At 58.2% G+C, this 26,290-nt stretch carries 21 protein-coding genes and 1 pseudogene; 7 read left to right on the top strand and 15 right to left on the bottom strand.

Translation table 11 applies throughout. The features are described from left to right. The first annotated feature begins 25 nt into the window (after positions 1-25). Positions 26-1,684 (top strand): ABC transporter permease, encoded by a 1,659-nt coding sequence (locus tag AB6B39_RS07525; RefSeq protein WP_284369212.1) that lies wholly within the window; start codon positions 26-28, stop codon positions 1,682-1,684. Between the two features lie 25 nt (positions 1,685-1,709). Here AB6B39_RS07525 and AB6B39_RS07530 read toward each other — a convergent pair. Both AB6B39_RS07530 and AB6B39_RS07535 read right to left on the bottom strand, forming a co-directional pair. Next, positions 1,710-2,144: pseudogene (locus AB6B39_RS07530) on the bottom strand (Fe2+-dependent dioxygenase); the annotation flags it as partial. Positions 2,145-2,156: 12 nt separating this feature from the next. Next, positions 2,157-2,381, bottom strand: a complete 225-nt coding sequence (locus AB6B39_RS07535; protein WP_284369210.1) for a hypothetical protein — start codon at positions 2,379-2,381, stop codon at positions 2,157-2,159. A gap of 74 nt (positions 2,382-2,455) precedes the next feature. On the opposite strand from AB6B39_RS07535, the gene AB6B39_RS07540 reads away from it, so the two are divergent. The 6 genes from AB6B39_RS07540 (at position 2,456) to AB6B39_RS07565 (ending at position 11,343) form a co-directional block, all read left to right on the top strand. Beyond that, the gene (locus AB6B39_RS07540; protein ID WP_284369209.1) at positions 2,456-3,289 is read left to right on the top strand and encodes a hypothetical protein; all 834 of its coding nucleotides are present in this window, start codon (positions 2,456-2,458) and stop codon (positions 3,287-3,289) included. A 131-nt stretch (positions 3,290-3,420) separates the two neighbouring features. Further along, the gene (locus AB6B39_RS07545) at positions 3,421-3,588 is read left to right on the top strand and encodes a hypothetical protein (protein WP_284369208.1); all 168 of its coding nucleotides are present in this window, start codon (positions 3,421-3,423) and stop codon (positions 3,586-3,588) included. A gap of 216 nt (positions 3,589-3,804) precedes the next feature. Further along, on the top strand, positions 3,805-7,233 hold the full coding sequence (locus AB6B39_RS07550; protein ID WP_371398752.1) for a TonB-dependent receptor domain-containing protein: 3,429 nt from the start codon (positions 3,805-3,807) through the stop codon (positions 7,231-7,233). Positions 7,234-7,350: 117 nt separating this feature from the next. Further along, positions 7,351-9,303: an alpha/beta hydrolase family protein gene (locus AB6B39_RS07555; RefSeq protein ID WP_284369206.1), complete on the top strand. Its 1,953-nt coding sequence runs from the start codon at positions 7,351-7,353 to the stop codon at positions 9,301-9,303. Positions 9,304-9,483: 180 nt separating this feature from the next. Then, positions 9,484-10,605, top strand: coding sequence for a zinc-binding dehydrogenase (locus AB6B39_RS07560; protein WP_284369205.1), 1,122 nt, complete (start codon positions 9,484-9,486; stop codon positions 10,603-10,605). After that, positions 10,606-11,343 carry an SDR family NAD(P)-dependent oxidoreductase gene (locus AB6B39_RS07565; protein WP_284369204.1) on the top strand — a complete coding sequence of 246 codons (738 nt, stop codon included), beginning with the start codon at positions 10,606-10,608 and terminating at the stop codon, positions 11,341-11,343. Positions 11,344-11,349: 6 nt separating this feature from the next. On the opposite strand, the gene AB6B39_RS07570 is transcribed toward AB6B39_RS07565, so the two are convergent. The 13 genes from AB6B39_RS07570 to AB6B39_RS07630 all read right to left on the bottom strand — a co-directional run bounded on the left by AB6B39_RS07570 (position 11,350) and on the right by AB6B39_RS07630 (position 26,289). Further along, positions 11,350-12,771 carry a carotenoid oxygenase family protein gene (locus tag AB6B39_RS07570; protein WP_284369203.1) on the bottom strand — a complete coding sequence of 474 codons (1,422 nt, stop codon included), beginning with the start codon at positions 12,769-12,771 and terminating at the stop codon, positions 11,350-11,352. Between the two features lie 66 nt (positions 12,772-12,837). Further along, complete coding sequence (locus AB6B39_RS07575) at positions 12,838-13,797, bottom strand: hypothetical protein (RefSeq protein ID WP_284369202.1); 960 nt, start codon at positions 13,795-13,797, stop codon at positions 12,838-12,840. A 75-nt stretch (positions 13,798-13,872) separates the two neighbouring features. Further along, the gene (locus AB6B39_RS07580) at positions 13,873-15,420 is read right to left on the bottom strand and encodes a formylglycine-generating enzyme family protein (protein ID WP_284369200.1); all 1,548 of its coding nucleotides are present in this window, start codon (positions 15,418-15,420) and stop codon (positions 13,873-13,875) included. Then, positions 15,417-16,202 carry a MotA/TolQ/ExbB proton channel family protein gene (locus tag AB6B39_RS07585; protein WP_284369199.1) on the bottom strand — a complete coding sequence of 262 codons (786 nt, stop codon included), beginning with the start codon at positions 16,200-16,202 and terminating at the stop codon, positions 15,417-15,419. The genes AB6B39_RS07580 and AB6B39_RS07585 overlap by 4 nt, the downstream gene beginning before the upstream one ends. Before the next feature lie 43 nt (positions 16,203-16,245). Continuing rightward, positions 16,246-17,229, bottom strand: coding sequence for a vWA domain-containing protein (locus tag AB6B39_RS07590; protein WP_284369198.1), 984 nt, complete (start codon positions 17,227-17,229; stop codon positions 16,246-16,248). 13 nt (positions 17,230-17,242) lie between these two features. After that, a complete protein-coding gene (locus tag AB6B39_RS07595; RefSeq protein WP_284369197.1) occupies positions 17,243-18,181 on the bottom strand; it encodes a VWA domain-containing protein in 939 nt (312 codons plus the stop codon). A 13-nt stretch (positions 18,182-18,194) separates the two neighbouring features. Continuing rightward, a complete protein-coding gene (locus AB6B39_RS07600; protein ID WP_371398753.1) occupies positions 18,195-18,995 on the bottom strand; it encodes a hypothetical protein in 801 nt (266 codons plus the stop codon). Further along, positions 18,992-20,956, bottom strand: coding sequence for a hypothetical protein (locus tag AB6B39_RS07605; RefSeq protein ID WP_284369195.1), 1,965 nt, complete (start codon positions 20,954-20,956; stop codon positions 18,992-18,994). The genes AB6B39_RS07600 and AB6B39_RS07605 overlap by 4 nt, the downstream gene beginning before the upstream one ends. 93 nt (positions 20,957-21,049) lie before the next feature. Further along, positions 21,050-22,786, bottom strand: a complete 1,737-nt coding sequence (locus tag AB6B39_RS07610) for an ABC transporter ATP-binding protein (RefSeq protein ID WP_371398754.1) — start codon at positions 22,784-22,786, stop codon at positions 21,050-21,052. Then, on the bottom strand, positions 22,779-23,879 hold the full coding sequence (locus AB6B39_RS07615; protein ID WP_284369193.1) for an inositol monophosphatase family protein: 1,101 nt from the start codon (positions 23,877-23,879) through the stop codon (positions 22,779-22,781). Before AB6B39_RS07615 ends, AB6B39_RS07610 begins: the two co-directional genes overlap by 8 nt. Then, entirely contained in the window at positions 23,866-25,230 is a 1,365-nt protein-coding gene (locus tag AB6B39_RS07620) for a TldD/PmbA family protein (protein WP_284369192.1), read from the bottom strand. Before AB6B39_RS07620 ends, AB6B39_RS07615 begins: the two co-directional genes overlap by 14 nt. Further along, positions 25,231-25,629 carry an MAPEG family protein gene (locus tag AB6B39_RS07625; protein ID WP_284369191.1) on the bottom strand — a complete coding sequence of 133 codons (399 nt, stop codon included), beginning with the start codon at positions 25,627-25,629 and terminating at the stop codon, positions 25,231-25,233. Positions 25,630-25,632: 3 nt separating this feature from the next. After that, positions 25,633-26,289 (bottom strand): DsbA family protein, encoded by a 657-nt coding sequence (locus AB6B39_RS07630; RefSeq protein ID WP_284369190.1) that lies wholly within the window; start codon positions 26,287-26,289, stop codon positions 25,633-25,635. Position 26,290: the final 1 nt, after the last annotated feature.

A 26,290-nucleotide genomic window follows, 5' to 3' on the forward strand; every position in this document is an offset into this window, starting at 1 on the left:
TCGTCCACTCCACAATCGGTTCTGCGTGTCCGTCCTTCGTCTAAACCCTCCGATCCAGCTATCGCCGCGACGTCTGGTTTACAGGCTGTCCATCTATGCGATTGCGGCTCTGGTCGCTCTGCCGCTTGTCACCGTTCTGTTCGCCTTGTTCGCTGGCGAATCCGGCGTCTGGTCGCGCCTGTGGGCGACGACATTGCCGGTCTATGTTGCGAACTCGCTTCTGCTGATGGCGCTGACGGGGCTTATCGCAACCTTGATTGGTGTCGGAACGGGGTGGTGCGTGGCTATGCTGACCTTTCCAGGGCGGCGCTGGATATCCTGGTTGCTGATCCTGCCGCTCGCCGCGCCCGCCTATATTGTGGCCTATGTCTATGTGGAATTGCTGGACTATTTCGGCCCCTTGCAGTCGGCACTGCGAAGCCTGACGGGATGGGAACAAGGTGATTATGCTTTTCCGCCGCTGCGGACGCTGCCAGGGGCGGCCTTGATATTGGGTCTGTGCCTTTATCCCTATGTCTATCTGCTCGCGCGGGCGTCGTTCGGACAGCAAAGTGCCACACAGTGGCAGGCGGCGAGAAGTCTCGGCGCGAACCCGTTCCAAGCCTTTCGCCGCGTTGCTTTGCCGATGGCACGCCCAGCGATCATTGGCGGGCTGGCGCTGGTTCTGATGGAAACGCTCGCAGACTTCGGCGTAGCTGACTATTTCGGCATTCCGACCTTCAGTACGGGCATCTTTCGCAGTTGGCTCGCTGCGGGCGATAGACCGGCCGCTATGAAACTCGCCGCCGTCATGCTGCTCTGTATTTTCACGCTCATCCTTATGGAAGCGTCTAGTCGCAAGGGGCGGGTCTCGGCCCGTGGTCGCACGATGGGGCAGGCAGGACGTCTGACGCTCGGAAGACGCGCTGGCTGGATGGTGACCTTGCTCTGTCTGTGCCCGGTCATACTGGGCTTTGCGATTCCTGTGGTCAGCCTTCTCCATAATGTCATCAGCGTTCCTGACGCGCGACCGGCGGGGGACTTCATGACCTATGCCGGTAATACGGTTATCATCGGCATAACCGTCGTGATCCTGTCACTCCTGCTGGCCGGATGTCTGGCCTATGCCAATCGGCGTCTCACCGGTCGGTTCAGTCAGGCGGTCATCCGGTTTTCAACATTGGGTTATGCCTTACCGGGCGCGCTACTGGCCGTTGGGCTGCTGATCCCGATCGGCGGTGTGGACCGGGCTGTCACGCGTTTCGCTACGACGCATCTTGGCTGGGATGGCGGGCTTCTGCTGAGCGGCACAATTATTGTTCTGGTGTTTGCGCTGCTGATCCGTTTCCTGACGGTGTCGTACAATGCGCTGAGTGCAGGCTTCAATCAGATACCGCCCTCCATGGATGCTGCCGCTCGGTCCCTGGGGGCTTCACCAGCGGCTGTCATGCGCCGCATCCATCTGCCTTTGCTGCGCCCGAGCCTGCTGGCAGGCGGTCTGATCGTTTTTGTGGATACGCTCCGTGAATTACCGGCCACGCTGATCCTGCGACCCTTCAACTTCGATACGCTGGCGACGCGCATTTACTGGCTGGCAAGCGATGAGCGGATTGTCGAAGCCTCGACGGCGGCGATGCTGGTGATCCTGTGCGGCCTCATCCCGGTTATTCTGATCAACCGTACGTTCGAGAATCAGGGCGGTTAACCGCTCAGAGCGCTTCGAAATCGTGTCAGGAAAAGTCGCGTTTCAGATTGGCGATCACCTTGGCCAGCGTCAGTCTTTCGACAGACTGCGCGTCGTAGGTTTGGGAAAGTGACGTTGCGAGATTTTCAAGGTCGAACAGAATTTCGCGACGTGAAACGGTCTTGACGCGGCTCTCGATCCAGCCGACCGCGGCGAGGTGGGACCCCCCTGTCACAGCCCGGACGGCATGCAAATGGGTCGACGGGTATAGTATCAGGGTTCCGGCTTTTGGCTTGACGTGACGAACGCCTTCGGCGCGTTCGATCACAAGCTCTCCGCCGTCGTAAGTCTCAGGGTCGCTGAGGAAGAGGGTGTAGGACAGGTCGGTTCTCAGCGCGCTCTCGCCATAATCCATGAATGGATTGTCGATATGTCGTCCGTAAGCCCCTCCGTTTTCTGTCCGGCTGATCAATACTGTCGAAAAGCGGGCTGGTTAGGCTGCGGCCAGTATGACGGGATGGGTTCGGATGGCCGTGTCCAGACGGTCGCGAATGGCCAGTCCGATACGGCTCGTCAGGTCGGCTTGCCTGTTGCGTTTGACAGCTTGGGCCGTTCTACCAGCTGTTCCAGACCCGTCGATCCAGCGAATGGCTGCCAGATCGGACTGGAGCGATGCCATGGTTTCTGCATCCAGAATGTCGGCGATCGTCAAAATCAAATTACGGACTATTTGCGAATGAATTGCAGTTGATGCATGCCTAGCTGAAAGCTTTTCAAACGCAAAGGATCACTGTGACAGATCAAGAAGTCATCTGGACTCGATTAGGGCTTGGGACTGTCGCAGCGCTTGGCGTTCTCGCTGTCGGCTGTTCGGCGGATACCGAGACGACCGCGCCGGCAACGGACGCGCTGATCGCGCAGACTGCAGCAGGTTCGACTGACATGTCTTCACCCAGTGCAGCTTCGGGTGAAGGGGAAGGGGGCGTCACGATCGCAAAAGCGGCGACGGACCCGGTGGTCTACTTGTCTGCGCTTGCAATTGCAAAAGCGCATGTGCTGGCGGCTCGCGATGCATATGCCGAGGGCGAGACCGACGCGGCGGGAGAAATGTCTGCCCATCCCGTCTCAGAGGTACTGGCCGATATGCAGCCCGTTTTTGAAGCGCGCGGAGTGGCGGATTTTACGGCTCTGCTGCTCGATGCATCCGATGCCGCTTATGCGGGCGCACCCAGCGATGCGATTGCGAAGCGAACAGAAGTGATCGTCACGGCCTTGCGCGACGCCGAGGCTTTCGCGCCGACGGATGGCCGCTCCGATGACGCTGTCTGGGCGGGCGTCGTTTCCGATCAGATAGACAGGGCAGCTGACATGTATGGCGTAGCCGTCGGTTCGTATCAGTATGAGCCCTATCTCGATGGGTATGGATTTCTGAAAGCGGCCGAGGCGGCGTTTGCTGAGCACCGGACCGCCATCGAGACATCGCAACCGCGTGCGGCGGCTGCGATGTCCGATGCGTTGTCGCAGTTGCAGGACGCCTATGCGACAGCGCTTCGGCCCGAGACACTGGACGCCAATCCATCGGCTTTGAAAGCCATCGCATCACGCGTGCAGCTGGCAGTGAACTGACTGCCGAAACTTTTCATGAGGGCTTGCCCCGAAGCCTCGCACTGAAGCCACTTTATACACGGGTCGTGATAATACGCCGACAATGTGACCCCGGTCATTGATGTCCGGTTAGCGGAGACCAAAGTCGGAGCATGAAGTCCGTCTCTTTGCTCGCAGGTCCCCGTCAGGCCGTTCAATATGTGAAGTCGCATAAAGCCGATATGTTCTGGCTCTGGATCGGCTATCAGACCGTGAAAGGGACGGCGACGCTCAGCCTGATTTGGTTGCCGCTCTTCCTCGCCTGGAAGACAAAACTGTAATGGAAGAAGCGAACTCATGATGTGTCGATGCGTCTGCCGACGCACAGTCTTCAGGCTCATTGGGGGCTGACGTGACAAATTTGCAACAGACGGACTGAAAAGAAAATTTTTCCTGTAAATTTGTTCATGCAGCACCTTGTTAGTCCTCACCACATGACTAATAGGCAAGGTTGGTGCGGGAGAGTTCCGTTTTAAAACCATACGAAGGGAATCGTAATGAGCATTTTGGATAAGGCACGACTATTACAGACGTCAGTGCTGACGAGTGCATTGATTGGCTTTTCTGGCATGGCATATGCCCAGGTAACGCCAGAGGCCGTCGATGAAGACGAAGAGATTGTAGAAATTCTTGGGGAAGAGGCAGCCGAAGCTGCTGACGAAGACGAACTGGTCGTGACGGGTTCGCGGATCCGTCGTTCCGAGTTCAGCTCCATCTCGCCGCTGCAGATCGTCGACTTCTCCGAGCAACGTGATCTGGGTATCATCGACCCAGTGACAATCCTGCAGACGACGGAAGTCGCCAACGGTACACAGATTGACGCGACATTCTCCGGTTTCGTTCTCGACAACGGTCCAGGTTCCGAAACGATCGATATTCGCGGTCTGGGTGCTGACCGGACGCTGGTTCTGATCAATGGTCGTCGTATGGCGCCGTCAGGTGTGGAAGGCGCGCCGTCGCAAACTTCCATCAACCTGCTGCCAGGCTCACTGATCGAACGTGCCGACATCCTGCTCGAAGGTGCATCTTCGGTCTATGGTTCTGATGCTGTTGCCGGTGTGGTCAACGTGATCCTGAAAAAGGATTTCGAAGGTTTTGACTTTGTCGCGACTTACAACCCGGCGGAACAGTCCGGCGGTCAAGACTATAACATTGCCGGTTCCTGGGGTATGAATACGGACCGTGGCTTTATCGGTGTTGGTGCGGAATATGATTTCCGTGACTCGATCAAGCTGGTCGACCGCGATTATCTCGCCGGCTGTGACCGTCACTACGAAATCGACGAAAACGGCAACATACGTACCGAGAATATCCGTGACCGCATCCGTTATCAGGAGTGGTTCGGTGGAACATTCCAAGGGGCAGATGAAGGTGAGTGTAAAGCCTCCCGGATTGCGGGCCGTACCGTCGAGTTGAGCGGTACGTTTGGTTCTATCTACTTTGTTCCGGGGCAGTCCAATACAGGCATCCCGAACTTCAACGACCAAACACTGGGCGGTGTACCAGTCGATGCAGATGGCGATGGGGTTCAGGATTTCGGATTTTCGCAGTTTGCTCTGAACGGTGCGGATCCTAATCAGGACCTTCTGCCACAGCAGGAGCGTTACAACCTGATGGCCTATGGTGAGTACACGCTCGACGGTGAAGCCAATATCACACCGTTCTTCGAAGTGCTCTACTCGCGTGTCGAATCGATTTCTGACTCGGGTACATTCCAGCTGTTCCCAGTTGTGGGTGCTGACAACCCTTTCAACCCCTGTGGTGTGAATGGTTCGGATTGCGGTTCCAACGCCTTCAACTTTGACCAAGCCTTCATCGATCGTTGGAATACTTACTATCGTGATCGTGATCCGAACCGTGATGGCGACGAGTTTGATGCGCGCATTTGTGCAACCTTCGCGGGCGGCCTGTTTGATAACGCCAATTGTACGCCCTTCATCTTCGGTAATGGCCCGAACGATTTTGTCGGACCTGTCAATACACAGCCTGTTATCGGTATTAATGGCGACCGAACAACGACTGACGTTGTGATTGAAAACACGCGTCTGGTCGGCGGTATCCGGGGTGACATTCCGGCTCTGAACTACGGCACCTTATCCGATTGGACATTCGAACTCTCTGGTACACACTCTATCTCGCAAGGTACGTCCGTCCGACCTGGTATTCGTCAGGACCGTCTGAACTTCGCTCTGGGTAACAATCTGGTCACGAACCAGCCGATCCCAGGCCTGGCACCGTGTACGGCGGCTCCGGGCACGACGGTTGATCCTGTTGTTTCGAATGGATGCGTGCCGGTCAATCTCTTCGCGCCAGAAGTCTTCGCCGGTGTTGCCGGTGACTTCGCCACGCAGGCCGAGCGGGACTATCTGTTCGATACCCGTGACTTTGAAACGGAATATACGCAGACCATCTTGAACGGTTACATTACCGGTTCGCTGTATGAGCTGCCTGCTGGTAAAGTCGGTGCCGTGTTGGGTCTGGAGTATCGTAAGGATAAGATCGAGTCGATCCCGGATGACATTGCCCGCGATGGTCTGTTCTTCGGGTTCTTCTCGGACGGTGGTGCTGTCGGTGAGCGCTGGACGAAAGAAGCCTTCGCTGAGATCGACATTCCTCTGATTGCCGATCAGCCGATCTTCAAACAGTGGGACCTGAACGTTTCCGGTCGTGTTGTCGAAGACGAGTTCTACGGTCTGGCCGGTACTTACGCGTTCAAGACAGGGTGGCGCCCATTTGAAAGCCTGCTGCTGAAAGCAAGCTATGGTACGTCTTACCGCTCTCCGAATCTGCGGGAAAATTTCTTGGCGCCGCAGACGGGCTTCCTCACCTTGTTTGACCCTTGTGTGGTTCCCGTTAACGCACAAGTCACCGATCTTAATGATCCAAATGGTCCACCAGTCTATGATCCTTCCTTGGATGATCGTGAAGCGGACACATTAAATCGCTGCCGGGCCGATGGCTTGGATCCGACTTCATTGGGTCTCGGTGGGGGAACAAACTTCTCTACCGAAGTTGCAACTACCGGCACACTGTCTCTCGATCCTGAAAGGTCTGTCTCCAAAACGATCGGATTTTCTTTCGAGCAACCATGGTTTGAAGATTTCGGTCTTAATATTGGTGCGTCTTACTATGACGTATTCGTAGAGCAGTCCGTTGTAACAGCGGGTGCGCAGTTTGCTATTAATGATTGCTACACGAATGATCGCACCGGTCGCAGTCCATTCTGTGATCAGATTATTCGTGATCGACTAACACCAGACAATCCCAATGGTGATAACCTCTTTGAACTCGTTAATCAGATTTTCCTCAACCAAGATGAGGACACGGTTCGTGGTATCGATTTCAATCTCCGGTTCGACAAGGACTTCACCATGTTCGACCGGAATTTCGAGTATACGGCTAATCTTAGCGCTAACCACATTATCGAAGTGTCCCAGCTGTTCGTGAATGATGACGGCACCGAGGTTCCCGATACGGACCAGGGTGAGTTTGGTTTCGCAGACTGGGCCGGTAATCTGATCCACACGCTGCGCTACAATGATTTCTCCTTCACCTGGGGTACACGCTACATCAGCGATGTGAATCAGGATGTGGACGGTCTGGACACATTCGGTAACGCGTTCGGTCAGGATACGGATGGCGATGGCAATGCCGACGTATCTGAGACATGTGGTGGTCCGGCTGTAGGTGACGTGAACTGTCGCGACGTTGGCTTTGCGGATGACTATTTTGTCCACAATGCTGGTATTTCGTACAATAACGAAGATCAGAACTGGGGTGTGACCTTCTCCGTATCCAACATCTTCGCCGAAGATCCGCCCAAAGCGGACTCAAGCGAAGTGACGACGTCTGGTAACGCTGTTCTGGGTAATGGCTATGACTTCGAAGGTCGCAAATTCTTCATCCAGCTGCGGAAGGGCTTCTAGCCCACCGCCTGTTTCAGCCGCGCAAGCGGCTGAAAAAACACTGTAAAATGAAAGCCCGTTGGTTTGCCAACGGGCTTTTTTCTGTTCTACAGAGTGACAAACACTTTGGAGGACAATGTGCGTAAGTTTCTACTTTCCTGTGTCGCCGCGATCGGGGTCGTCGGCACGTCTCTCATGGCCACGCCAAGCCTGGCGGCCAAACCCTATCCGCTCGAATATTGGGCCGCTCCGAGCTTCATGAGTAATCTTGAAGTCTCTCCGGATGGCAAATATGTCGCCTTCCGTAAAGCAACGAGCCAGAAGGGCGATTTCATCATCGAAATTTTCGAGACGTCCAATATGGACAAAAAACCCGTTCGGGTCGGTGCTGAATCCATGGACCTTCGTAATTTCAGCTGGGTTGGCGATGCCGAGATGGTCGTTTCATTCCGCGGCCAGGTGAGCGACAAGATCAAAGGCTTCAACCAAGGTGCGTTCAAGAGCAAGTTGGCGCTTTATTCAGTGGAATCTGGTGATTTCAAGGAGTTGAACGCTGATGATTTCTCGCTGTCGCTGGCAAATCCACTGGTCAACGAACCTGACCATGTTCTTGTCCAGTATGTTTCTTTCAGCGAAGGTCAGGCCTTCCGGGCCCCCGCTTATTACCGATACAATCTTAAGCGTGGAACGCGTAACCTTGTTCTCAAGGGTAACTCTGATTTGCGCGGGTATCGGTTTGACGTTGACGGCAACCCTCGCTTCGCCGTCGATGTGTCGGATCCCATGAAGGCGACATTCCTGTATCGCCCTGTCGGTGGTTCCGGATGGACGCCTTACTATGAGCAAAGCATCGATAGTCCTGAGGCGTTCGATTATGCGGGACTGGTCCAAGGGGATGACAACCTGATCTATGTGATTGCCCATAATGGCGAAGATCGGACGTCACTCTGGAAGTACAATCTTTCAGAGAAGAAGTTCGAAGAGAAGGTCTACCAGCATCCGAATGTCGATCTTAGATTCACGGCACGTCACTCCAATCCCTATACCAATCCAGGTGAAGTGACGGGTGTTCGCTACTTTACGGATAATTTCCATACTGAGTGGTTCAATGCGGAAGAGGCCGCCATCATCAGACAGTTTGAAGAGGTTATTCCGAATGCTCACTTTGTGCGGATCACAAGCCGTTCGCGTGATGGAAATGTTCTCGTCATTCAGAATATTGGCCCGAAAGATCCCGGTACATTCTACCTGTTCAACCGTGGCCAGTTTTCTAAAGTTGGTAGCTCGAACGGTTTGCTGAAGCCCGAAGGCTTATCAGACGTTGAATACGTCAAGTGGACCGCACGTGATGGCAAAACGATCACAGGGCATGTGACGAAACCGGAAGGCGCAGGTCCGTTCCCGCTTATCGTGATGCCGCATGGCGGACCCTTCATTAGCGAAACAATCCTGTTTGATCCTTGGGCTCAGATGTTCGCCAACAACGGCTATATGGTGTTGCAGCCGCAATACCGTGGATCCACAAATTATGGTCTGGAATTCTACAAAGCCGGCTTCATCGAAGAAGGTGAAGGCGGCAAGGCGATGCAGGACGATAAGGATGACGGCGTCAAATACCTCATCGAAAAAGGCTGGGTCGACCCTGACCGTGTCGCCATGTTTGGCTGGTCTTACGGCGGCTATGCGGCATTGATCGCGGCGTCCCGTGGCGATGACCTTTACCAGTGTGCGATCGCGGGGGCTGCCGTGGCCGATAATACGCAGCAGGTGAACTACTATCGCGACCGCATCCGGGGCTGGCAGGAAGTGGAGCAAATCGGCTTCTGGGACGGTTCGGTCAATCCGATCGATCTGGCTGATCAGGTCGACATGCCGCTAATGATTCTGCACGGTACCATCGACCAGCGCGTTCCGCTTCGTCACGCGGAAAAATATATCAATGCGCTGGAAAGTGCCGGCAAAGAGTTCACCTATGTCGAACTCGAAGACGCGGACCACTTTCTTGATACGCTCAATTACGATCATATGACAAAGGCCTACCCGGCCATGATCAATTTCCTGAAAAAGGATTGTGGTCCGGGCGGCCTCTAGTCGCCCCTGACAATCATGATCAAGGCGGGCTACGGCCCGCCTTTTTCTTTGCGGTCCCCCTTTTTGCGCGCCTGGTTTTCTTTGCGCATAGACCCTGATTGGGGATGTGGGGTGGAGCCTTGGCCGACAAAGCGTTAGGCAGCACATCAACCTGTTCACTGAAACGCTTCGGAGACCCCCATGAGCTTGCCAGACACCTATCGCGCCCTGACTTCGACCGTTGGCGAAGACGGTCAGTTACGCATGGAGATGGTCGAGCGGCCCATGCCGACACCGAAAAATGATCAAGTCCTGATCCGCGTCGAAGCGGCCCCGATCAACCCCTCGGATCACGGTGTCATGTTCGGCTATTCCGACATGTCATTTGCGACCAATGACGATGGGGCATTGATCGCCCCGGTTCCCGAAGCCGGTATGCGCATGATGAAAGGCCGGATCGGTCAGGCGCTTCCTATTGGCAATGAAGGGGCCGGAACGGTCGTGGCGGCCGGCGATAGCGATGCTGCACAGGCTCTGATGGGCAAGACCGTCGCGGCGATGGGGGGCGGTATGTATGCCGAGTACAGGGTCGTGCCGGTGATGCAGGTCCTGCCGCTGGGGGACGATCACACGGCGCGCCAAGGCGCATCCTCCTTCGTTAATCCGCTGACGGCGCTCTGTTTTCCTGAAACCATGCGACAGGAGGGGCATAGCGCCATCGTTCATACTGCTGCGGCTTCCAATCTAGGGCAGATGCTCGTGAAGATCTGCAAAGCGGATGACATTCCATTGGTAAATATCGTTCGCCGTGAGGAACAGGCCGAAATTTTGCGCAATATCGGTGCGAGCCACATCATCAACTCGTCCGATGAGGACTTCATTCCGCAATTGATTGATGCGGTTCATGAGACCGGCGCAACGCTGGCTTTCGACGCAACCGGTGGGGGGCGTCTGGCATCCGATATTCTGACCGCGATGGAAGCGGCAGCTGCCCGGACGCCGGGGGCCTATTCCATCTATGGGTCGATCCATCACAAGCAGGTCTATCTCTACGGCGCGCTCGATCCATCGCCGACCACGCTGACGCGTGGGTACGGCATGGCCTGGGGTGTCGGTGGCTGGCTGCTCCCGAACTTTCTGGCCAAGGCGGGCATGGAGACGGCCATCCGTCTGCGCCAGCGTGTTGCAAGTGAACTGACGACGACCTTTGCCAGCCATTATACGGATGAAATCAGCCTGGATGATGCACTGAAGGCGGACATCGTCGCACGCTATAACGCTAAGAAAACGGGCGAGAAGTTTCTCGTCAATCCGACTCTCTAAATGCAGCTGACCGGACAGCGTGTTCTGGTCACGGGCGCCAGTTCCGGATTGGGACGTGCCCTGTCGATCCGACTCGCCGAAGCCGGGGCGATCGTTCTGGCGACAGCGCGTCGTCTGGACCGGCTGGAGGCGCTGGCTGAGGCGTATCCGAGCATCGAGCCTCACCGGCTCGATCTGACAGATGTGCGGGCCATTGCCGATTTTTGCGCGGATGTCGGTCATCTGGACGGAGCTGTTCTCAACGCCGGCATCACAGCGGTCGAGCCGTTCGTGGATGGGTCCAACATTATCGATGTGGCAATGGTCGATACCAATATTGTCGCCAATATTCGTCTCACCCGCGGACTGGTAACTGCGCTGCAAGGCGGGCGGCTGGTTCTGGTCGGATCCATGGCTGGTGAGGTCGCCCTGCCTTATCAGGCGGTCTATTCTGGCACCAAAGGTTTCATCCGCAATTTCGGACTGGCACTAGGCGCGGAATGGGCAGGCGATATCAGTGTTGGCGTCTTCGCCCCGGGTGGGATCGCAACGGAGATGACGGATATTGATGCGATGGAAAAACTGAAGGGTCAGTTGGCGGATGTCGAAGAGGTCGCCTCAGCCTTGATGACCTTTTATCAGTCGGAGCAGCGCTACTCTATTCCAGGCCGGGCAAATCGAATGTCGGCCTACGCCGCCCGTTTCCTGCCAGCACCCTTGATATCCAGGATGATGGAACGCGTCTTCCGGTCCGAGTGAGTTTTCCTAAGGTCGCATCTCTTCCGGTGTGACCCAAGTGGCATGAAAGCCTTGCGGTACCCGCTGCGGCAGCTGAATACGGGCGAGAGGTTCGTCGGAGAAGTTCCGGGCATCCAGAATCAGGGCCTCACTTCTCCCCTCGACGGCATCGGAAACAAAACTGATCACATAGCCATCATCTTCTCCTGACCCGTCAAGGCGCGGGGCGAATGCGGGTTCACAGCCATATCGGTTCGGCCCGAAATCGTGCCGTTCATGCGTGCCGCGTTTCAGATCATATTTCAGCAGACCGTCAAAAGCCTGCAAGGGCAAATCGGCAATCGCTCCGTGATAGGAATATCGGCTCTGTCGTCCGGTTATGCCCAGATTGACGACAGGGAATTCTGCCATACTGTCGTCGACCTGACGCTCTTTTGTCGCTCCTGTCTTGAGGTTCATACGCCATTCCCAGAGGTGGGCGCGAAGCGACAGAACATTGGACATGGCGGCGTAAGGCCCCAGTTCCGGATCCAAGGACAGGCCATTGTCAACCATCCGGCAGGCCATCAGCACGATTTCGTCGCCTTCTTCCCAGGCATTAACCACATGATAGATGTAGCAGGGTGGGAAGGAAAACCAGCGGATTGACTGGCCGTCTCCATGGCGTGGGATGACGCCAAAGCGTGTCGGCAGGGTTTCATCCTGATGAATGTGCCAGACTTTGTGCTTTCTCCCGGCCTCGGTGAAGACCACTGGCAAATCCATCAAAATGGAATGATGTTCCGTGATCGCCATGTCGTGGGGCAGGCGCGGGCCCGGCAGGTCGATCCGGGTGATGTGGGTCATTTCACCTGCGCCATTGACCACGCCATAAGTATAATGCGGCTCATAGAGGGCGTAATCGAACCAGATAAACTCGCCCGTATTCGGATCGACTTTGCTATGCGCGGAGACATTGCCCGGCAGCTTGCCGCCAAAATTCTCTGACCGGAATGTCTCCAGCGTAACCGGATCCAGTCTGACAGGCTGTCCCGACACATACCAGAGCGCCATCAACTCGCCATTATGACAGACGATGTCCGTATTGGCTGTGTCTCTGTAAGTGCCGGGATTGGGTTCGAAGATGCCGCCGTCGCGGCGGTTCATCTGCGACGTCCGTATGTAGCGATTACGATAGGTGGCGCGCCCATCCTCGATGTGAATGGCGTGAAGCATGCCGTCACCATCGAACCAGTGATGCATGCCTGTCGGCATCTCTTTCGGATTGGGACCATTGCGCACGAACACGCCGGAAAGGTCGTGCGGAATCTCGCCGATAACGTCCAGATTCCGCACGGTTAACTCACGGTGAACGGGGGCGTAGATACCGTTCAGATAGGGATTGCGCGCATTTAGCGTATTGGGCGCCGACGGGGGTTCATGGTCTGCGACGATATCAAGATCAGGCATGGTCCATGCCTAGCGCGAATAGGCAGCAAATACCAAGGCGGTCGCCGTGTCTCTGCCGGATACCGGCTAACCGTCAGGCTTGCCCAGATAATCCGATGCGCTGCGCTTGCTGCCTTCGGCGGGCTCGTCTTCGCGCGTCCTGCGAATGCGCTCCAATGGGCTGAGCGGTTCCTCGGCGCGGGTCGCGGCTGGCCAAGCGTCAGATGCGCTGGCCGCGTCGTCGGCGGCACTATCACCATCCGACTGCCCGGATCCGGATCCATCAGCCGAATCGTTATTACCGTCTGCCGCAGCGTCATCACCAGCACCCGCATCGTGACCGGACTGATCGGTTTGCGCCCGACCTTTTCCGTCCGAATTCGCTCCGTCATCCGTCTGACCGGATTCGCTTTGTGGTCCAGCCTGATCCGGACTGCTTGTTGCTCCTGCCTGTTCAGACCCAGAAGAACCGTCGCCACTGGAAGCCCCGCCACCGCCGCCAGTCTGACCGCTTTTGATGGCATCCATGATTTCCTGCAGGGTGCGTGTAGACCCGCCGCGAGAGCCGGTTGATGCGGTCCCGTTGCCCTGACCCGCAACGGCGACCTTGTTCGGGCCGCCTTCACCGGAACCCTGTCCGGATCCGCCGCTGCCTTTCATGTCCGTGACGATGACGTCCCAGGCTTCCTGCTCTTCGCGCAGGAGTTGTTCGTCATATTTCGCGGCGTCCGAAGGGACATATTCCGCGTCGGATATATCGCCGTCATCGCTTTCCGCGATCGCTTTGGCGCGTTCGCGCATCAGATGACGCCGTGAATCCGAAGGCAGGCGCTCAACCGGTGTGAGCGGTTTGATGTCGATCGAACCGACGCCTGTGGTCGAGCTGTTCGGCGTTCGATATATGTCGGATGTGCCGCTTTTCTTGCGGGACTTACGCCAGTCTTCTTCAGACTGATCCGTCTGATCCGTAACTTGCGCATAGGCGGGAAGGGCGACGCCTAAAGCCGCCGTCAGCGCAAGTGTTGCCATGAAAGACCGTATCATCATGGCAGAGCCATAGCACAGCCAATCTGAGCCGGGGCTGAACGGCGATCATTGTGCCGAACGAAGCTGCCTCCGAGCCTATCCATCGATTCTGCGGACCACACGAAAGCCGGTAAAATCGTTACGGTCGCCCCGGCGCAGCATCATCCGGGCAGAATAGCGCAGATCGTCCGGCCCGCTGAACCAGGAGCCGCCGCGCACAGCTCTCTGGCCGCAGGACCCCCGGGAATCCGGGCTGCCGTCAACAGGCGCGTCGCGCAGGTTCAGTGTGTTGCAGTCCAGCGTCCATTCCGCGACATTGCCGACCATGTCGCGCAGGCCCAACGCATTGGCCGACAAGGTGCCGACGGGCAGGGTTCGCCCCACGCCCGGGTCGGTGCAGGCCGCATTGGCCCAGGCGACAGATGTTTCCGCCGACGCACCATTGGCAAAGGCGCATAGTGCCGCCGTCGATCCACCCGGATAAAGATCATCGGCACCTGCACGTGCGGCATACTCCCACTGTGCTTCGCTGGGTAAGGAATAGCGAAACCCCGTCTCCTGCGATAGCCAAGCGGTGTAGGCCTGGGCGTCCGCAAAAGCGACATTGATGACGGGGCGCGATCCGCGCCCCCATCCGGCATCATCCGGACGTCGGTTGCAACCCCCAGCCGCGACACATGCATCATATTCTGCGAAGGTCACTTCTTTCACACCCATGGCAAAAGACGCCGCCAGGTTGACAGGGCGGGCGGGTTTTTCATTGGGTCTGGCTGCAGCGTCTGTATCGAGCGCACCGAGCGTGTCGCTGCCGGAGGGCAGAACGGTCAGGGCCGGGCAGACATCGCAATCCTGAAACACTCTGCCGACCGATGGCCGCAGCCGCTCGATGGCGGCAATCGCCTGCGCGACATACGCGCCTTGCGGGAAACTGGTCAGATATTGCTGATAGGCGTCGGCGGTTCCGGCATTGTCTGCGGCCTGCCAGGCAGCCGTGTCAGCGGCGTTGGCCTGCAGAGTTGCGATGCGATTACGCGCGTCGGCTGCATTCGGCCCTGTCGGATGTTTTCCCAGATAGGTCTGGTAGCTCGCGACCGTATTTTCGCGTGCGGCCTGATCCCAGTCGGCCTGTTCCTGTGCGGCGCGCTCTGCGGCATCCTCTGCCGCGGCGTCGCGCGCAGCTTTCATCTGGGCAATGCGTTCGCGCGCTTTATCGGCGTGCAGGCCATCGTCCCAATCTGACAGATAATCTTCATAGCCGGCAATGGTGTTGCGCTGTTCCGCACTGGCCCAGGCCCGATTATCATAGGCGTTGATCTGTTCCTGCGCCTTGTCGGCAAACTTGCCTTGCGGGAATTCGGCCAGATAGTCGAGATAGCCTTGTAGCGTATCGATTTCCAATGCACGGACCCAAGCCTCTTCATCCGCACCCATAGGCGGCGCGTCGGGGTCGGGCGTCTCGCCTTGCGCGATGTCGATCAAAGGTTCGCGGTCGAGACGGTCCGTGATCACAACCTGTGACGCCAGCCAGATACCACCTGCCGCGACCGCGCCGAGCAGGATCAGATAGACCAGATAGCGGCCCCATGGCGCGCGTTCTTCCTTGATTCCGAAGTCATCGGAAGGCGGCTGCCAGTCGTCGCTCATCGGTCATTAGACTCCGTAATAGGGTTTTTGCCGAGCCTCAGGATCAGATTGTCGATCGTATATTGACCTGCCGCGTTGAGCGCGCGCTCTTCCTTGGCCTGAACCATGGATTGGACGAGCACCAGAACGGCGGACATGATCAGGGCGAGCAGTGTCGTGGTGAAGGCGACGCCGAGCCGTTGCGTGACCTGGTAGAGGAAGTCCTCGCTCTCTGCATTGGCGGGAACCCCGGCATATTGCAGCGCGAACATGATCCCCATGACGGTTCCGATAAAGCCGAGACTTGGGATCAGCCAGGTCAGATATCGCAGGATGGAATAGCGCAGGTCGATTTCGTGCATATAGAGCTCAAGTGAGGCATTCATCACACCGAGCGCCTGATCTTCTTTGCCGCTGACGCGGTACTGATCGATGGTTCGGCTGATAAGACGTGGCAAGAAAGCGTTGCGGGCGAACTTTCGGCTCGCAATGCTGTCGCGGATCTTGCCCAGCACAGCGTGATCGAGCTGCCGTCCATCCGTCGGCAGATAACCCCGCGCCAACTGGCTTTCCTCATCCTTGGCGGCGCTCCAGCGCAGGACCAGCTCGCCGAAGCCGGTAAAGAGCGCAATCCACATGATGTTCTGCACCGTGAACGGCCAGAAGGAGGCGTCGCTATCGAGCAGGATTTCCTGCAGGGCCGGGCCCGTCGTAAACCGGATAATGCCGATCAGCACGACTGCCGCGACAATGGCGATGAGAAACACGAAAGCGCGTTTGATGAGCGTGTCTGTCTGGTTCATCGGATAGGTCCTAACGCGTCAGATTGAATTTAGTAACAGGGCATCAGTCACACACACCCTGATCGGTGCTGGCCAGAGCCATGAACTGGCCGCTATTGCGTTCGGCCAATTCTTCCATGAACTCGACCGTGCCGTCATAATCGAAATAGTTGCCGACCACGACTGTATGGATTTCCTTGCGCCCATTATTGAGGCGCGTGAGTTCGCGCACCAATCGATTGGGCGACAGACCATTATTGGCTGCCGGATTGGGCAGTCCGTCGGACACGAGAAAAATCGCCTGCCCGGGGCCGTTCAGAAGAGTTTGAAACGCATCCAGCATGGAGGCCGAGCCGCCAAACTGCGTCGTCAGGCGCGCGGCGAACTGTTTGGCTTGTGTCTGCGCGCCCGCGGCGTTGACGTTGCGGAGGCCGCCGCCCGGTGGCCAGGCTTGCGTGCGCGGACCGCTATCGGTTTGCTGAAAGCCGATAACGCGCAAAGCGTGATTGTCCTGCAGGCTGTCAATAATACGGTCGATGGCGCGAGCGACACTACGCTCATGCCCGGCCATGCAGCGATTCATGTCCAGCGCGATCGCGATGTCATCCTGCGCTGTCTTCAGCCCCAGAAACCGGAAAGAGACAAGCGCCGGTTTGGGACTGTCCTGCGGGGCGGGCTTGTCTACGACGGGCTCGGGTTCTGGGGTAGCGCGAATGACTTCGGCCTGTTTTTCGAGCAGGGCCGCTTCCGCCGCGCGCAGTTCCGCCAGCAGCTTATCAGCGTCCGACCGGATGTCGGACACGGCCTGAATGGATGCCGAGCGCTTGGCTTCCAGCGCCTTGCGCTTCTCGACCGTCTCGACGGAGCTGTCCTCGGCAGCCCGGAGCAGGTCGCTAATGGCGTTTTCCGGCGTCAGTTCGCGGATCTCCTTCTGATAGTAGGGCAGAAGGATAATCGCGAGCAGGGCGAAGGCGCCCATGGCGGCTGCGAACAGATCGACCGCGCTGAGCGAGAAGACATTGACCTCTCTGTCGGCGCGCCTTTTCATGACTTGAAGCGCGTCATCGCGCCCGCCCGACAAAGTCACCGCGATTGTTGCTGGCCAGTTCCTGCAGGAACAGGGTCAATTGGGGGTCAGACGTATAGTCGCCGATCGCAACCGTGTGAATCTCGGACCGGCCCCGGTTACGGCGTGTGATGTTCCGGACAATGTCGCCGGGCTGACCATCGTCGGGCTGTCCATCACTGATCAGAATGACGGCACCGGGCTGCAGATTCAGCGCGCGAACCAGCGCGCTTTGCGTCGGCGTCCCGCCACCAAAGTCGCGCGGTAGACGCGACACGAAGTTCAGTGCGCCCCGGACATCGTTCGGCGTGGCGCGGGTGAGGGCTCCGCCAGGTGGGTAGGTGGAATAGCTTGGCCCGCCGCGATAGCCGAGAATGGCAAAGCGGTTGTCAGCCTGCATCTGACCGAGAATTTCGTTGAGGGCAGACACCACATTCGATGTGTGGGACTGCATCGAACCGGACATGTCGACCACGATCAGCACGTCCTTTTGCGATGTGCCGATACCCAGAATGGAAAATTCGACACCTCGTCCCGTCGATCGCGGCGGATTGGGAATGGGGTCGGGTTCCGGAACGGGTTTCGGGATCGGGGGCGGATCGGGAATTTCGATCTCAGCCGTCTGTTGCTGGACTTCGCGAATTTTCGCCTCGATGTCCGACATATTTTCTTCGGTCGTGCGATATTGTCTGTCTAGCAGGCGGATTTCTGCCTGAATGGCACGGATTTCGGCCATTTCGGACTGGGTCGAGGAAGCAACAAGGCGGCGCTTTTCGACAAGTTCTTCCAATTCTTCCATCGACGTGTCCGAGCCGCCCAGCTTGTAATAGGGAAACAGCACCAGAACGATCAGGATGAACGCCCCCAGCGCAGCTGCGAACAGGTCCAGCGCTGAGATGGAGAAGACGGTGATGTTACGCTGGCGTGACCGCATTCAGCCCGGGCCGCTAACCAATGCCGCCCAGAATGCGGATCAGCGAGAACAGACGTTCGCGCTTCGCATTCTCGCGCGCCTGCTCGTCCATGTCGCGGGCGAGTGCGGCGGCATCCTGAACGGTTTCGGCATTGACGCCTTCATTCACTGCATCGTTGGACCGGGCCAGCCGCTTATCCAGATCCCCCATATAAAGGGCTTCGAGCTCATCGATTTCGTCTGCAAAGCCGACATATTCGATGTCATCGCGTTCCGTGACCAGCGCAGCCGTATAGGCGCGGACGGCCTGCCGTTCCCCCGCACCGAGACGATCCAGCGCCTCGGAGAGGATCTGGCGCAGATAGAGCGCGTCCTCGCGAATAGCCATGTCATTGGCGGACAGATCAGACCGAAAAGCCAGCAGACTATCGACCTGTCCCTGAATGAAACTGCCGCATAGCGCGTCGAAATAGGCGATATGGGCCATGCCGGCGACAGTTCGTTCCGGGGCGGCCTGTCGCAGCACAGGATCGGCAATGTCTTCGATAACGTCGATCATCGGGAAGTCGGCACGCAGGCGTCGGACTTCGTTCTGCGTCATATAGTCGGCCATGAGCTGCGAGAGTTCGGGCGTGATGTCATCTGATAAAGCCTGGCTCAGGCGGAAGAAAATATAGCGCGATTTAGGGCCTTCATCCGGGAAACCGGACATCAGCGTCACGCATTGTTCCGTCTGCTCCGTCGTCAGGGATGAGGGAGCAATTTGCGCCGCATCACTGGCCCAGCCTGTCAGCGGGAGCAGCAAAGCCGTCGTTGTTATCAGAAATGACTTCATCCGCTCCTGTCTCCCAGTCTGAAGGGCGATGCGACGACCGATCCAGCCGGAGCCTCGCCCATATCCTGACCCTGTCTATAACGCCTGAGTGCAACGGAACCTGAACGTTCGACCCGCATCACCCCGTTGGCAGCGCCTTGGGCAAAATTGCCTTCAAGCGCATAGGATCCCTGCGGCGCGCGGACGATGCGGTAGCCCGGCCCATCGGAGCGACCATCCCGGGCATAGCCGTAATGTTCGACCAGATCACCGCGATTATTGCGGAACACACCGACACCTGAACCATTGGCCAGACCATCTTCACACGCGCCCAGCCATGTCCCTGTACCCGTCGGACCGGAATAGGCGCAGCGTGTCGCGACCGTATCGAGTGATCGCTGGTTCTCGGCGTAGAGTTCGCCAAGCTTCGCTTTCAGATCCTCAAAGCGAATGGCCGTAATGGTTTCGTTGCTGTCGATCAGATCGACTTGGATTTCCGTTTGCATGTTAAGCGCAGGAATCATCGCCTGCAGATAGTTGGACCCGACCGCATCCGAGAGGCGGTTACGGCGCATGGCTTCGGTCGCGCTGAATATCGCCCCTTGAATAGCGGCATTGATGGCGATCTGCTCGCCGATGTTCGGACCTCTGTCCCGTGCGTTCCGGTCAAGACATGCCTGATATTCACGCCGGCTTTGCGCATTGGAACAGTCCTCATCACCGCCGCCACTGCTATTGGCAATGGCGACACCTGCGACGACGGCAGACAGGACGCCGAGCGCGACGGCCGTATTTTGCTGCCGGGCGAGTTTGCGGCGTTCTTCCAGCACACGATATTCTTCCCGCAGAATATCACGCACCTGGGCGCCCATTTCGCCATTGATGACGCCGTCATAGAGGCGCAGCGACTGGACCGAGAGATATTTCTGCTCCGCCTCGAGCAGCCGTTCGGCATAGCGAAGCCGGGCGAGGTAATCCGGTGCATCGTCGCCCACCAGCGTCAGCGCGGCAAGGCTCTCATCATAGTCGGAAATGGCGTCCGCGCGGCGGAACATGGACGCCTTGACTGGATCGGCCCGGTTGATGATGTCGACGACACGGTTCACGAAACCGTCCGTGAAAGCATATTCCAATATGTCGCCACTATCCTTGTCGAGGTTAGACACGCTCGCCCCATCCAGCCGTATTTTCTCGATCGGGTAGGCGCTTACGGTCCCCGCGCGCGGCTGCGTCAAGCGGGACCGCTCCGGGCTCTGTACCGGCGCAGCGGAAATATGGCTGATCAGGTCCAGCTCCGGGACGCCCGCTTCGATGCGTCCCGCTTGCAAGGCCGTCGCGTCCGTGATGGCCTGCGCATAATTCTGCCCGGCGGCGGAATCGATGATGGGGGATGAGGCCAGCAGGATGCCTTCCGTTCCGACGGCTGCGCGCGGATCGGTCCGGACCGTCACCAGCGGGGTGATCAGATCACCGAAGCTGAGCGGCTTGTCACCCATCATGGCTTCAGGGTCAGGATAGCTGTATGTGGTGAAGTCGACGGCGACGACGGATGGCAGGCTTTCCGCCTGTGTCATCGGCACTGAGGTCAGCGACCCGTCACTGGCGAGTGTAATGCGGTGCGGGCTGAGCAGAACGGAATGTTCGGGCAGGCGCGCAGCGAGTTCCCGGTAGAGCGACATGGCGAAATAGTTGGACTTCAGAACCATGGAGTTGGCGAGCGCCTGCGTTTCGACCGCATCGGACGATCCGCCCCGCCCACCGATGGCCGCGCCTGCATAAGCTTCGGCGAAGTCGGCTTCGGCGTCCTCTTCGACAAAAGCCGGGAAGCGGATGACAGCCAGCGTCGTTCCCACAGGCGCGCTTTGGCGCAAGGTGACCTCAGGACCGCCCGTCATTGCGCTGGTTCGTGTGCCCTGCGCGGTTGACGCACAGCCGGTCATGATCAGGGCTGTCCCCAGTAAAAGGATAAGGGGTTTGCGCATAAACGGGCTCCGCAGCGATTGTGGCACATCGATGCCGTAATCCCTAATGGGTACAACCTTAATGCAGGCTGAGCGGTTCCAGATCGCGAAAAACTAGCCTTGAAGCGCTTTCAACCGGGCGAAAACGCCGTCTTGCTCACGCAGTTCCGTCTCGGTCCCGCTTTCAACGACCCGGCCCTCTTCGATCACGTAAACCCGATCAGCGCCTTTGATGGTGGCGAGTCGGTGTGCGATGACAAGCGTGGTCCGGCCTTCGGACAGACGGTTCAGGGCGCGTTGAACCTTGGCCTCGGATTCCGCATCCAGCGCCGACGTGGCCTCATCCAGCAGGAGGATCGGCGCATCGCGGAGCAGCGCGCGGGCAATGCTGAGTTGCTGGCGTTGTCCACCTGAGAGCGTGTCGCCCGCTTCGCCCAGAACGGTATCGTAGCCATCCGGGAGAGACATGATGAAATCATGCGCATCAGCCGCTTTGGCAGCGTCGACAATCTCGTCAGTGCTCGCGTCGCTGCGACCCAGGGCGATATTCGCGGCAACCGTGTCGGAAAACAGGGTGACGTGCTGGCTGACGAGCGCGATCTGGCTTCGGAGGCTGGCAAGGGTCACATCGCGTATGTCGTGACCGTCGATCAGAACGGCACCGGCTGAAACGTCGAAAAGTCGCGGGACAAGATTGAGCAAAGTCGTCTTTCCACCACCGGAGGGGCCAACCAGCGCGATGCGCTGTCCCGGTTGCGCGGTCAGGCTGACATCGCTGATCGCCTGCGTGCCATCCGGATAATAAAAGCTCACATTGCGGAGTTCGACCTGGCCGCTGATTGCGCCGAGTTCGCGGGCGTCTTCGCCTTCGATGAGCAAGCTGCGCATATCGGCAACGTCGAAAATCCGTGACAGGCTGGCGAGCATTTCCTGGACGACATTGTTCATCGTTCCGAGTGCGCGCAAGCGCGGCGCCAGGATCAGAAGGCCGGTCAAAACGGCGACGATCTCCCCCGCCGTGACCACGTCGGAGCGGATCATCCAGATGCCGACGATCAGAACCCCGGCAATGGCGAGTCCGCCCAGCACTTCCAGTATCGGGTCGACGCGGGCCTGCTGGCTGACCAGCTTCATGAACAGATCGATCCGTTTGCGGAAACTGATGCCCAAACGCTCGCGCTCGCGGTCCTGCAGACCATAGGCGCGGACCAGTCTGGCACCGTCAAAGCTTTCCTTCAGTTCCGACGTAATGCGTCCGACATGGGCTTGCGCATCGCTAGCCGAGCCTCGCATGCGGCGCGACAGGGCGATCAGCGGCGCCAGTGCCAGCCCGAAGACGGCCATGGCCAGGCTGAGCTGCCAGCTCTGGATCAGCATCGCGCCGATGACAAAGATGATCGACAGCAGGTCGCGGACAAGATTGCCGACGATCCGGATCAGTGCATTGCCGACCACGCCGACATCGGAGACGAACCGCGAAATTAGCGTGCCGGACGGTTCACGCGACAAGGTCGCCAGATCGACGGACAGGGCCGCATCGAACATATCCTGCTGCATGTCGGCTACGGCGTTCAAGGCGATCGCATTGGTCGCAACGCGTTGCAGATAGTTGGTCAATGCACTGATCAGCGGAATGCCGATGACAAAGGGCAGGACCAGCTTGGCATAGTCGGCAACGGAGGTGTCGGCTCCAGCATCGATGACGATCTGTACGACGAACAGATAGGCAGCCGTCGCAACGGCATAGACTGTCATGTAGAGCAGGGCGAGGAGAAGCCTGGCCTTTTGCGGCGCAAGATAATCCTGCCAGAGGCGCCTGATCAGCGCCCGGTCATGCGGGCTGTCAGCCAATGACGCCGTCTTTGTCGGGATCGATCAACTCATGCGCGTGAAGAATGAAATATCGGGCATGAGCGTTATCGACGGTGCGGTGCGCCGCACCTTTCCAGGCATCGAATGCATCGGCATAATTGGCAAAGGCGCCGACGAAATCGATCGCGGACAGATCCTTGAACGTCGTTTTCATCGGGTCGACGAGCTCACCGCCAATCACGAGGTGCAGAAGCTGGATGGGCGCTGTGTCACGGTCACTCATGGTCGTTCCCAGATATCGGTAATCGTTTGGCGTGGCCTCGCCCGATGTTAGGCGGTCCATCACCGGTTTCATCTGCGCCAATAGCAAGCCATGCAAGGACGGGGAAGCGCAAATCACGCCTGGACCTGAGGTCTTCGAGCTATTGTAGCGGGGCACGTGACCATACAGATCGGTGACGAGGGCTCCTGCTTCCGTCGCGATCAAAGCAGCGGCAGCAATATCCCAGTCCGACTTCGGCGTGAATGAGAGCGTGGCGTCCGCCTGACCTGATGCGACCATGGCAATCCGGTAGGCCATACTGTTGCTGATCCGGTATTGCATGGATGGAAAGTCGAGCCGTTTGAATTTGCGCGGATAGCCGACCATCACGCAATTTTCGATCCGGTCTCGATCCGAAATGCGTAAAGGCACATCATTGAGCGTGGCGCCGCCACCCAGACGCGCCGCGTAGAACTCATCCTTGAGCGGGTTGAAAACGCAGCCCGCGACCGCCCGACCGTCTTCGATCACAGCGACGCAGACGGCAAATCCTGGTTTGCGGTCGATAAAGGCCCGCGTCCCATCGATTGGATCGACAACGAAGCTCCGGCGGCATTGATGCCGGGATTGATCATCCTGCGTTTCTTCGGAAAGCCAGCCATAATCCGGGCGCGCGCCAAGCAGCTCCGCCTGGAGATAGTCGTTCACAGCAATATCGGCGTCCGTGACGGGATGGTTTTCATACTTGTCCCACACTTTCGCATCGTTGCGGTGATAAGCGATGCGGCTGATCTCGCCAGCCTGACGGACAACCCGCGTCAGCAGGGCCAGATCGTCTCGGTCACGTGTGTCCGGACTAGCGCCCGGCAATCGTCAGACCCTCTACGCGAACGGTCGGTGCGTTGGTGTCATATTCATACAGCAGATCGGACGCCGGACGCAGGGACGCAAACAGGTCGCGTAAATTGCCCGCAATCGTCACTTCGCTGACGGGGTAGGTCGTGAGCCCGTTTTCAATCGCGAAACCAGACACGCCGACGGAATAATCGCCTGTCGTCGGATTGAGGGAAGGGCCGAACATCTCGCGCACGAGAAGGCCTCGTCCTGTTTCCGCAATCAGGGCTTCCGGCGACAGCGGACCCGGCATGAGTGCAACATTGGATGTGGTGATTCCCGGCGGATTGCTCAGGCCGCGTGCTCCATGCCCGTTCGTTTCCAACCCGAGCTGCCGGGCCGCGCTCGTATTCAGTAGCCAGGACGTCAGCTGACCATCGCGGATAATGTCGAAAGGCTGCGTTTTCACACCCTCGCCGTCAAAGGGACGGGACGACAGACCGCGCGAACGCAGCGGGTCTTCGAGGATCTGTATGTCGCTTGAAAAAAGCTGTGCGCCGAGATCATCTTTCAGGAAGGAGACCCCGCGGGCGACGGCATTGCCGCTGATTGATCCGATCAGGGCGCCGATCAGGCTGCTCGACACACGTCGGTCGAAAATGACGGGCAGAGCAGCGGACGGCATCGATGATGCGCCCAGTCGGGCGACGGCGCGCTCTCCTGCTTCCCGACCGACATTTTCGGGAGACCGCAGATCGGAGAACCAGCGGACGCTGTCATGATCGTAATCGCGCTCCATGGCCCCGTCGCGTTCAGCCACGGCGGAAACGGACAAACCGTGCCGCGACGTGGCGTAGCCACCGTCAAAACCTGCGCTCGTTCGCAGACGCACGGCCGACCAGGCAAAGCTGGCCTGTGCGCCTTCCGCCTGGCGTACACCTTTGACGTTCAACGCAGCGGCTTCAACCGCCATGGCACGGGCCTGCAAGGCGGCGGGTTCGACAACTGTCGGATCGAACAGGTCCAGCCCGTCTCCGTTGCGCCGTTCGGACAGGCGCTCATCCGGTGCAAGGCCGCAATAGGGGTCTTCGGGCGCGAGCTTCGCCATGGCGACGGCGCGCTCGGCAAGGCGCTGAATGGCCGAGGCCGACAGATCGGATGACGACACGCAGGCCTGTCGCTGACCAACCAGAACGCGCAGGCCGATGTCGAAGCCTTCGGAATTGTCGATATCTTCCAGTTCGCCACCGCGTACCGAAATCGATGCCGATCGGCCATAAAGGCCGAGTGCATCGGCGGCATCGGCCCCCGCGCGACGTGCGTGATCGATCAGCGCCGTCAGCGGCGCATCGAGCGGTTCAAGAGAGAGCGGGTCTGACAGGGCCAATTAAACGGGTCCGTGCATGAAAATGAGGTAGAGCAGATAGACGCCCTGCGTGATGAAAGCGAGCAGGGTCAGGATCGTTCCCAGGAAACGTCCCTGGCCGAACATGCCGTTCATGCCCGTGAAATGCAGCAATCGACCGACGATGAGAGCCATGCCGACGATATGCAGCATCAGTGGCGAGCCGTTCATCATCGCCATTGTAATCAGACCGATCAGGATCAGCGGCGCGACTTCCGTAAAGTTACCATGCGTACGAATGCGGGCCAGCATGTCGGCATCGCCACCATCACCCAGATTGATGCGCTTCTTCTGGCGGATCAATCCGATACGCAGCATCAGGAATGGGTTGAAGAGCAGGGTCAGCGCGACATAGAGCGCAACGATTTGAAACGTCGTCATGGTTTATCCTTGTGGTGGGTTGTCGATGGCTTGGCGAAAAGCCTGTTTGTGGGTGGCCGGGTCCTGCGCCCCTTGGACGGCGAACTGACCATTATAGATGAAAGTCGGCACGCCGGAGATGCCGAGGCCGCGAAAGAACATGATTTCCTGCTGGATCTCCAGCTTGTCGTCATCGCGCGCCAGCAGTTCCCGGACAAGAGAGCCGTCGAGTCCCGCCTGTTCGGCAATATCGCACAGCACCTTCGTATCGCCAATGTCTTGCCCCTGCTCATGATAGGCACGGAAAATCGCTTCGGCGACGGCGGGTCCCGCATCCTGTCCCTGCGCCCATTTCAGAAGGCGATGCGCGTTCAGGCTGTTAGGGCGGCGGCTTATGGCGGAAAAATCGAACGCTATGCCGTAATCCTTGCCTAATTTTTCCAGATGGGCGCGTGATTCCTTGAACCGGTCCTTGGAGTCCTCGCCGAATTTGGCGGTCATGTAGGCGCGGTAGTCCTGCCCGTCTTCAGGCACGGTCGGGTCGAGCATATAGGGCCGGAATGTCAGCTCCGGCCTGTTCTTTGACGATTGGGCTGCTGCCATGAACTGCTTGTATCCGAGCCAGCACCATGGGCAGACGAAGTCGGAAACCAGATCGACCTGGATGGCAGCATCACTCATG

This window comes from Algimonas porphyrae (assembly GCF_041429795.1).
Classification (GTDB): domain Bacteria; phylum Pseudomonadota; class Alphaproteobacteria; order Caulobacterales; family Maricaulaceae; genus Litorimonas; species Litorimonas porphyrae.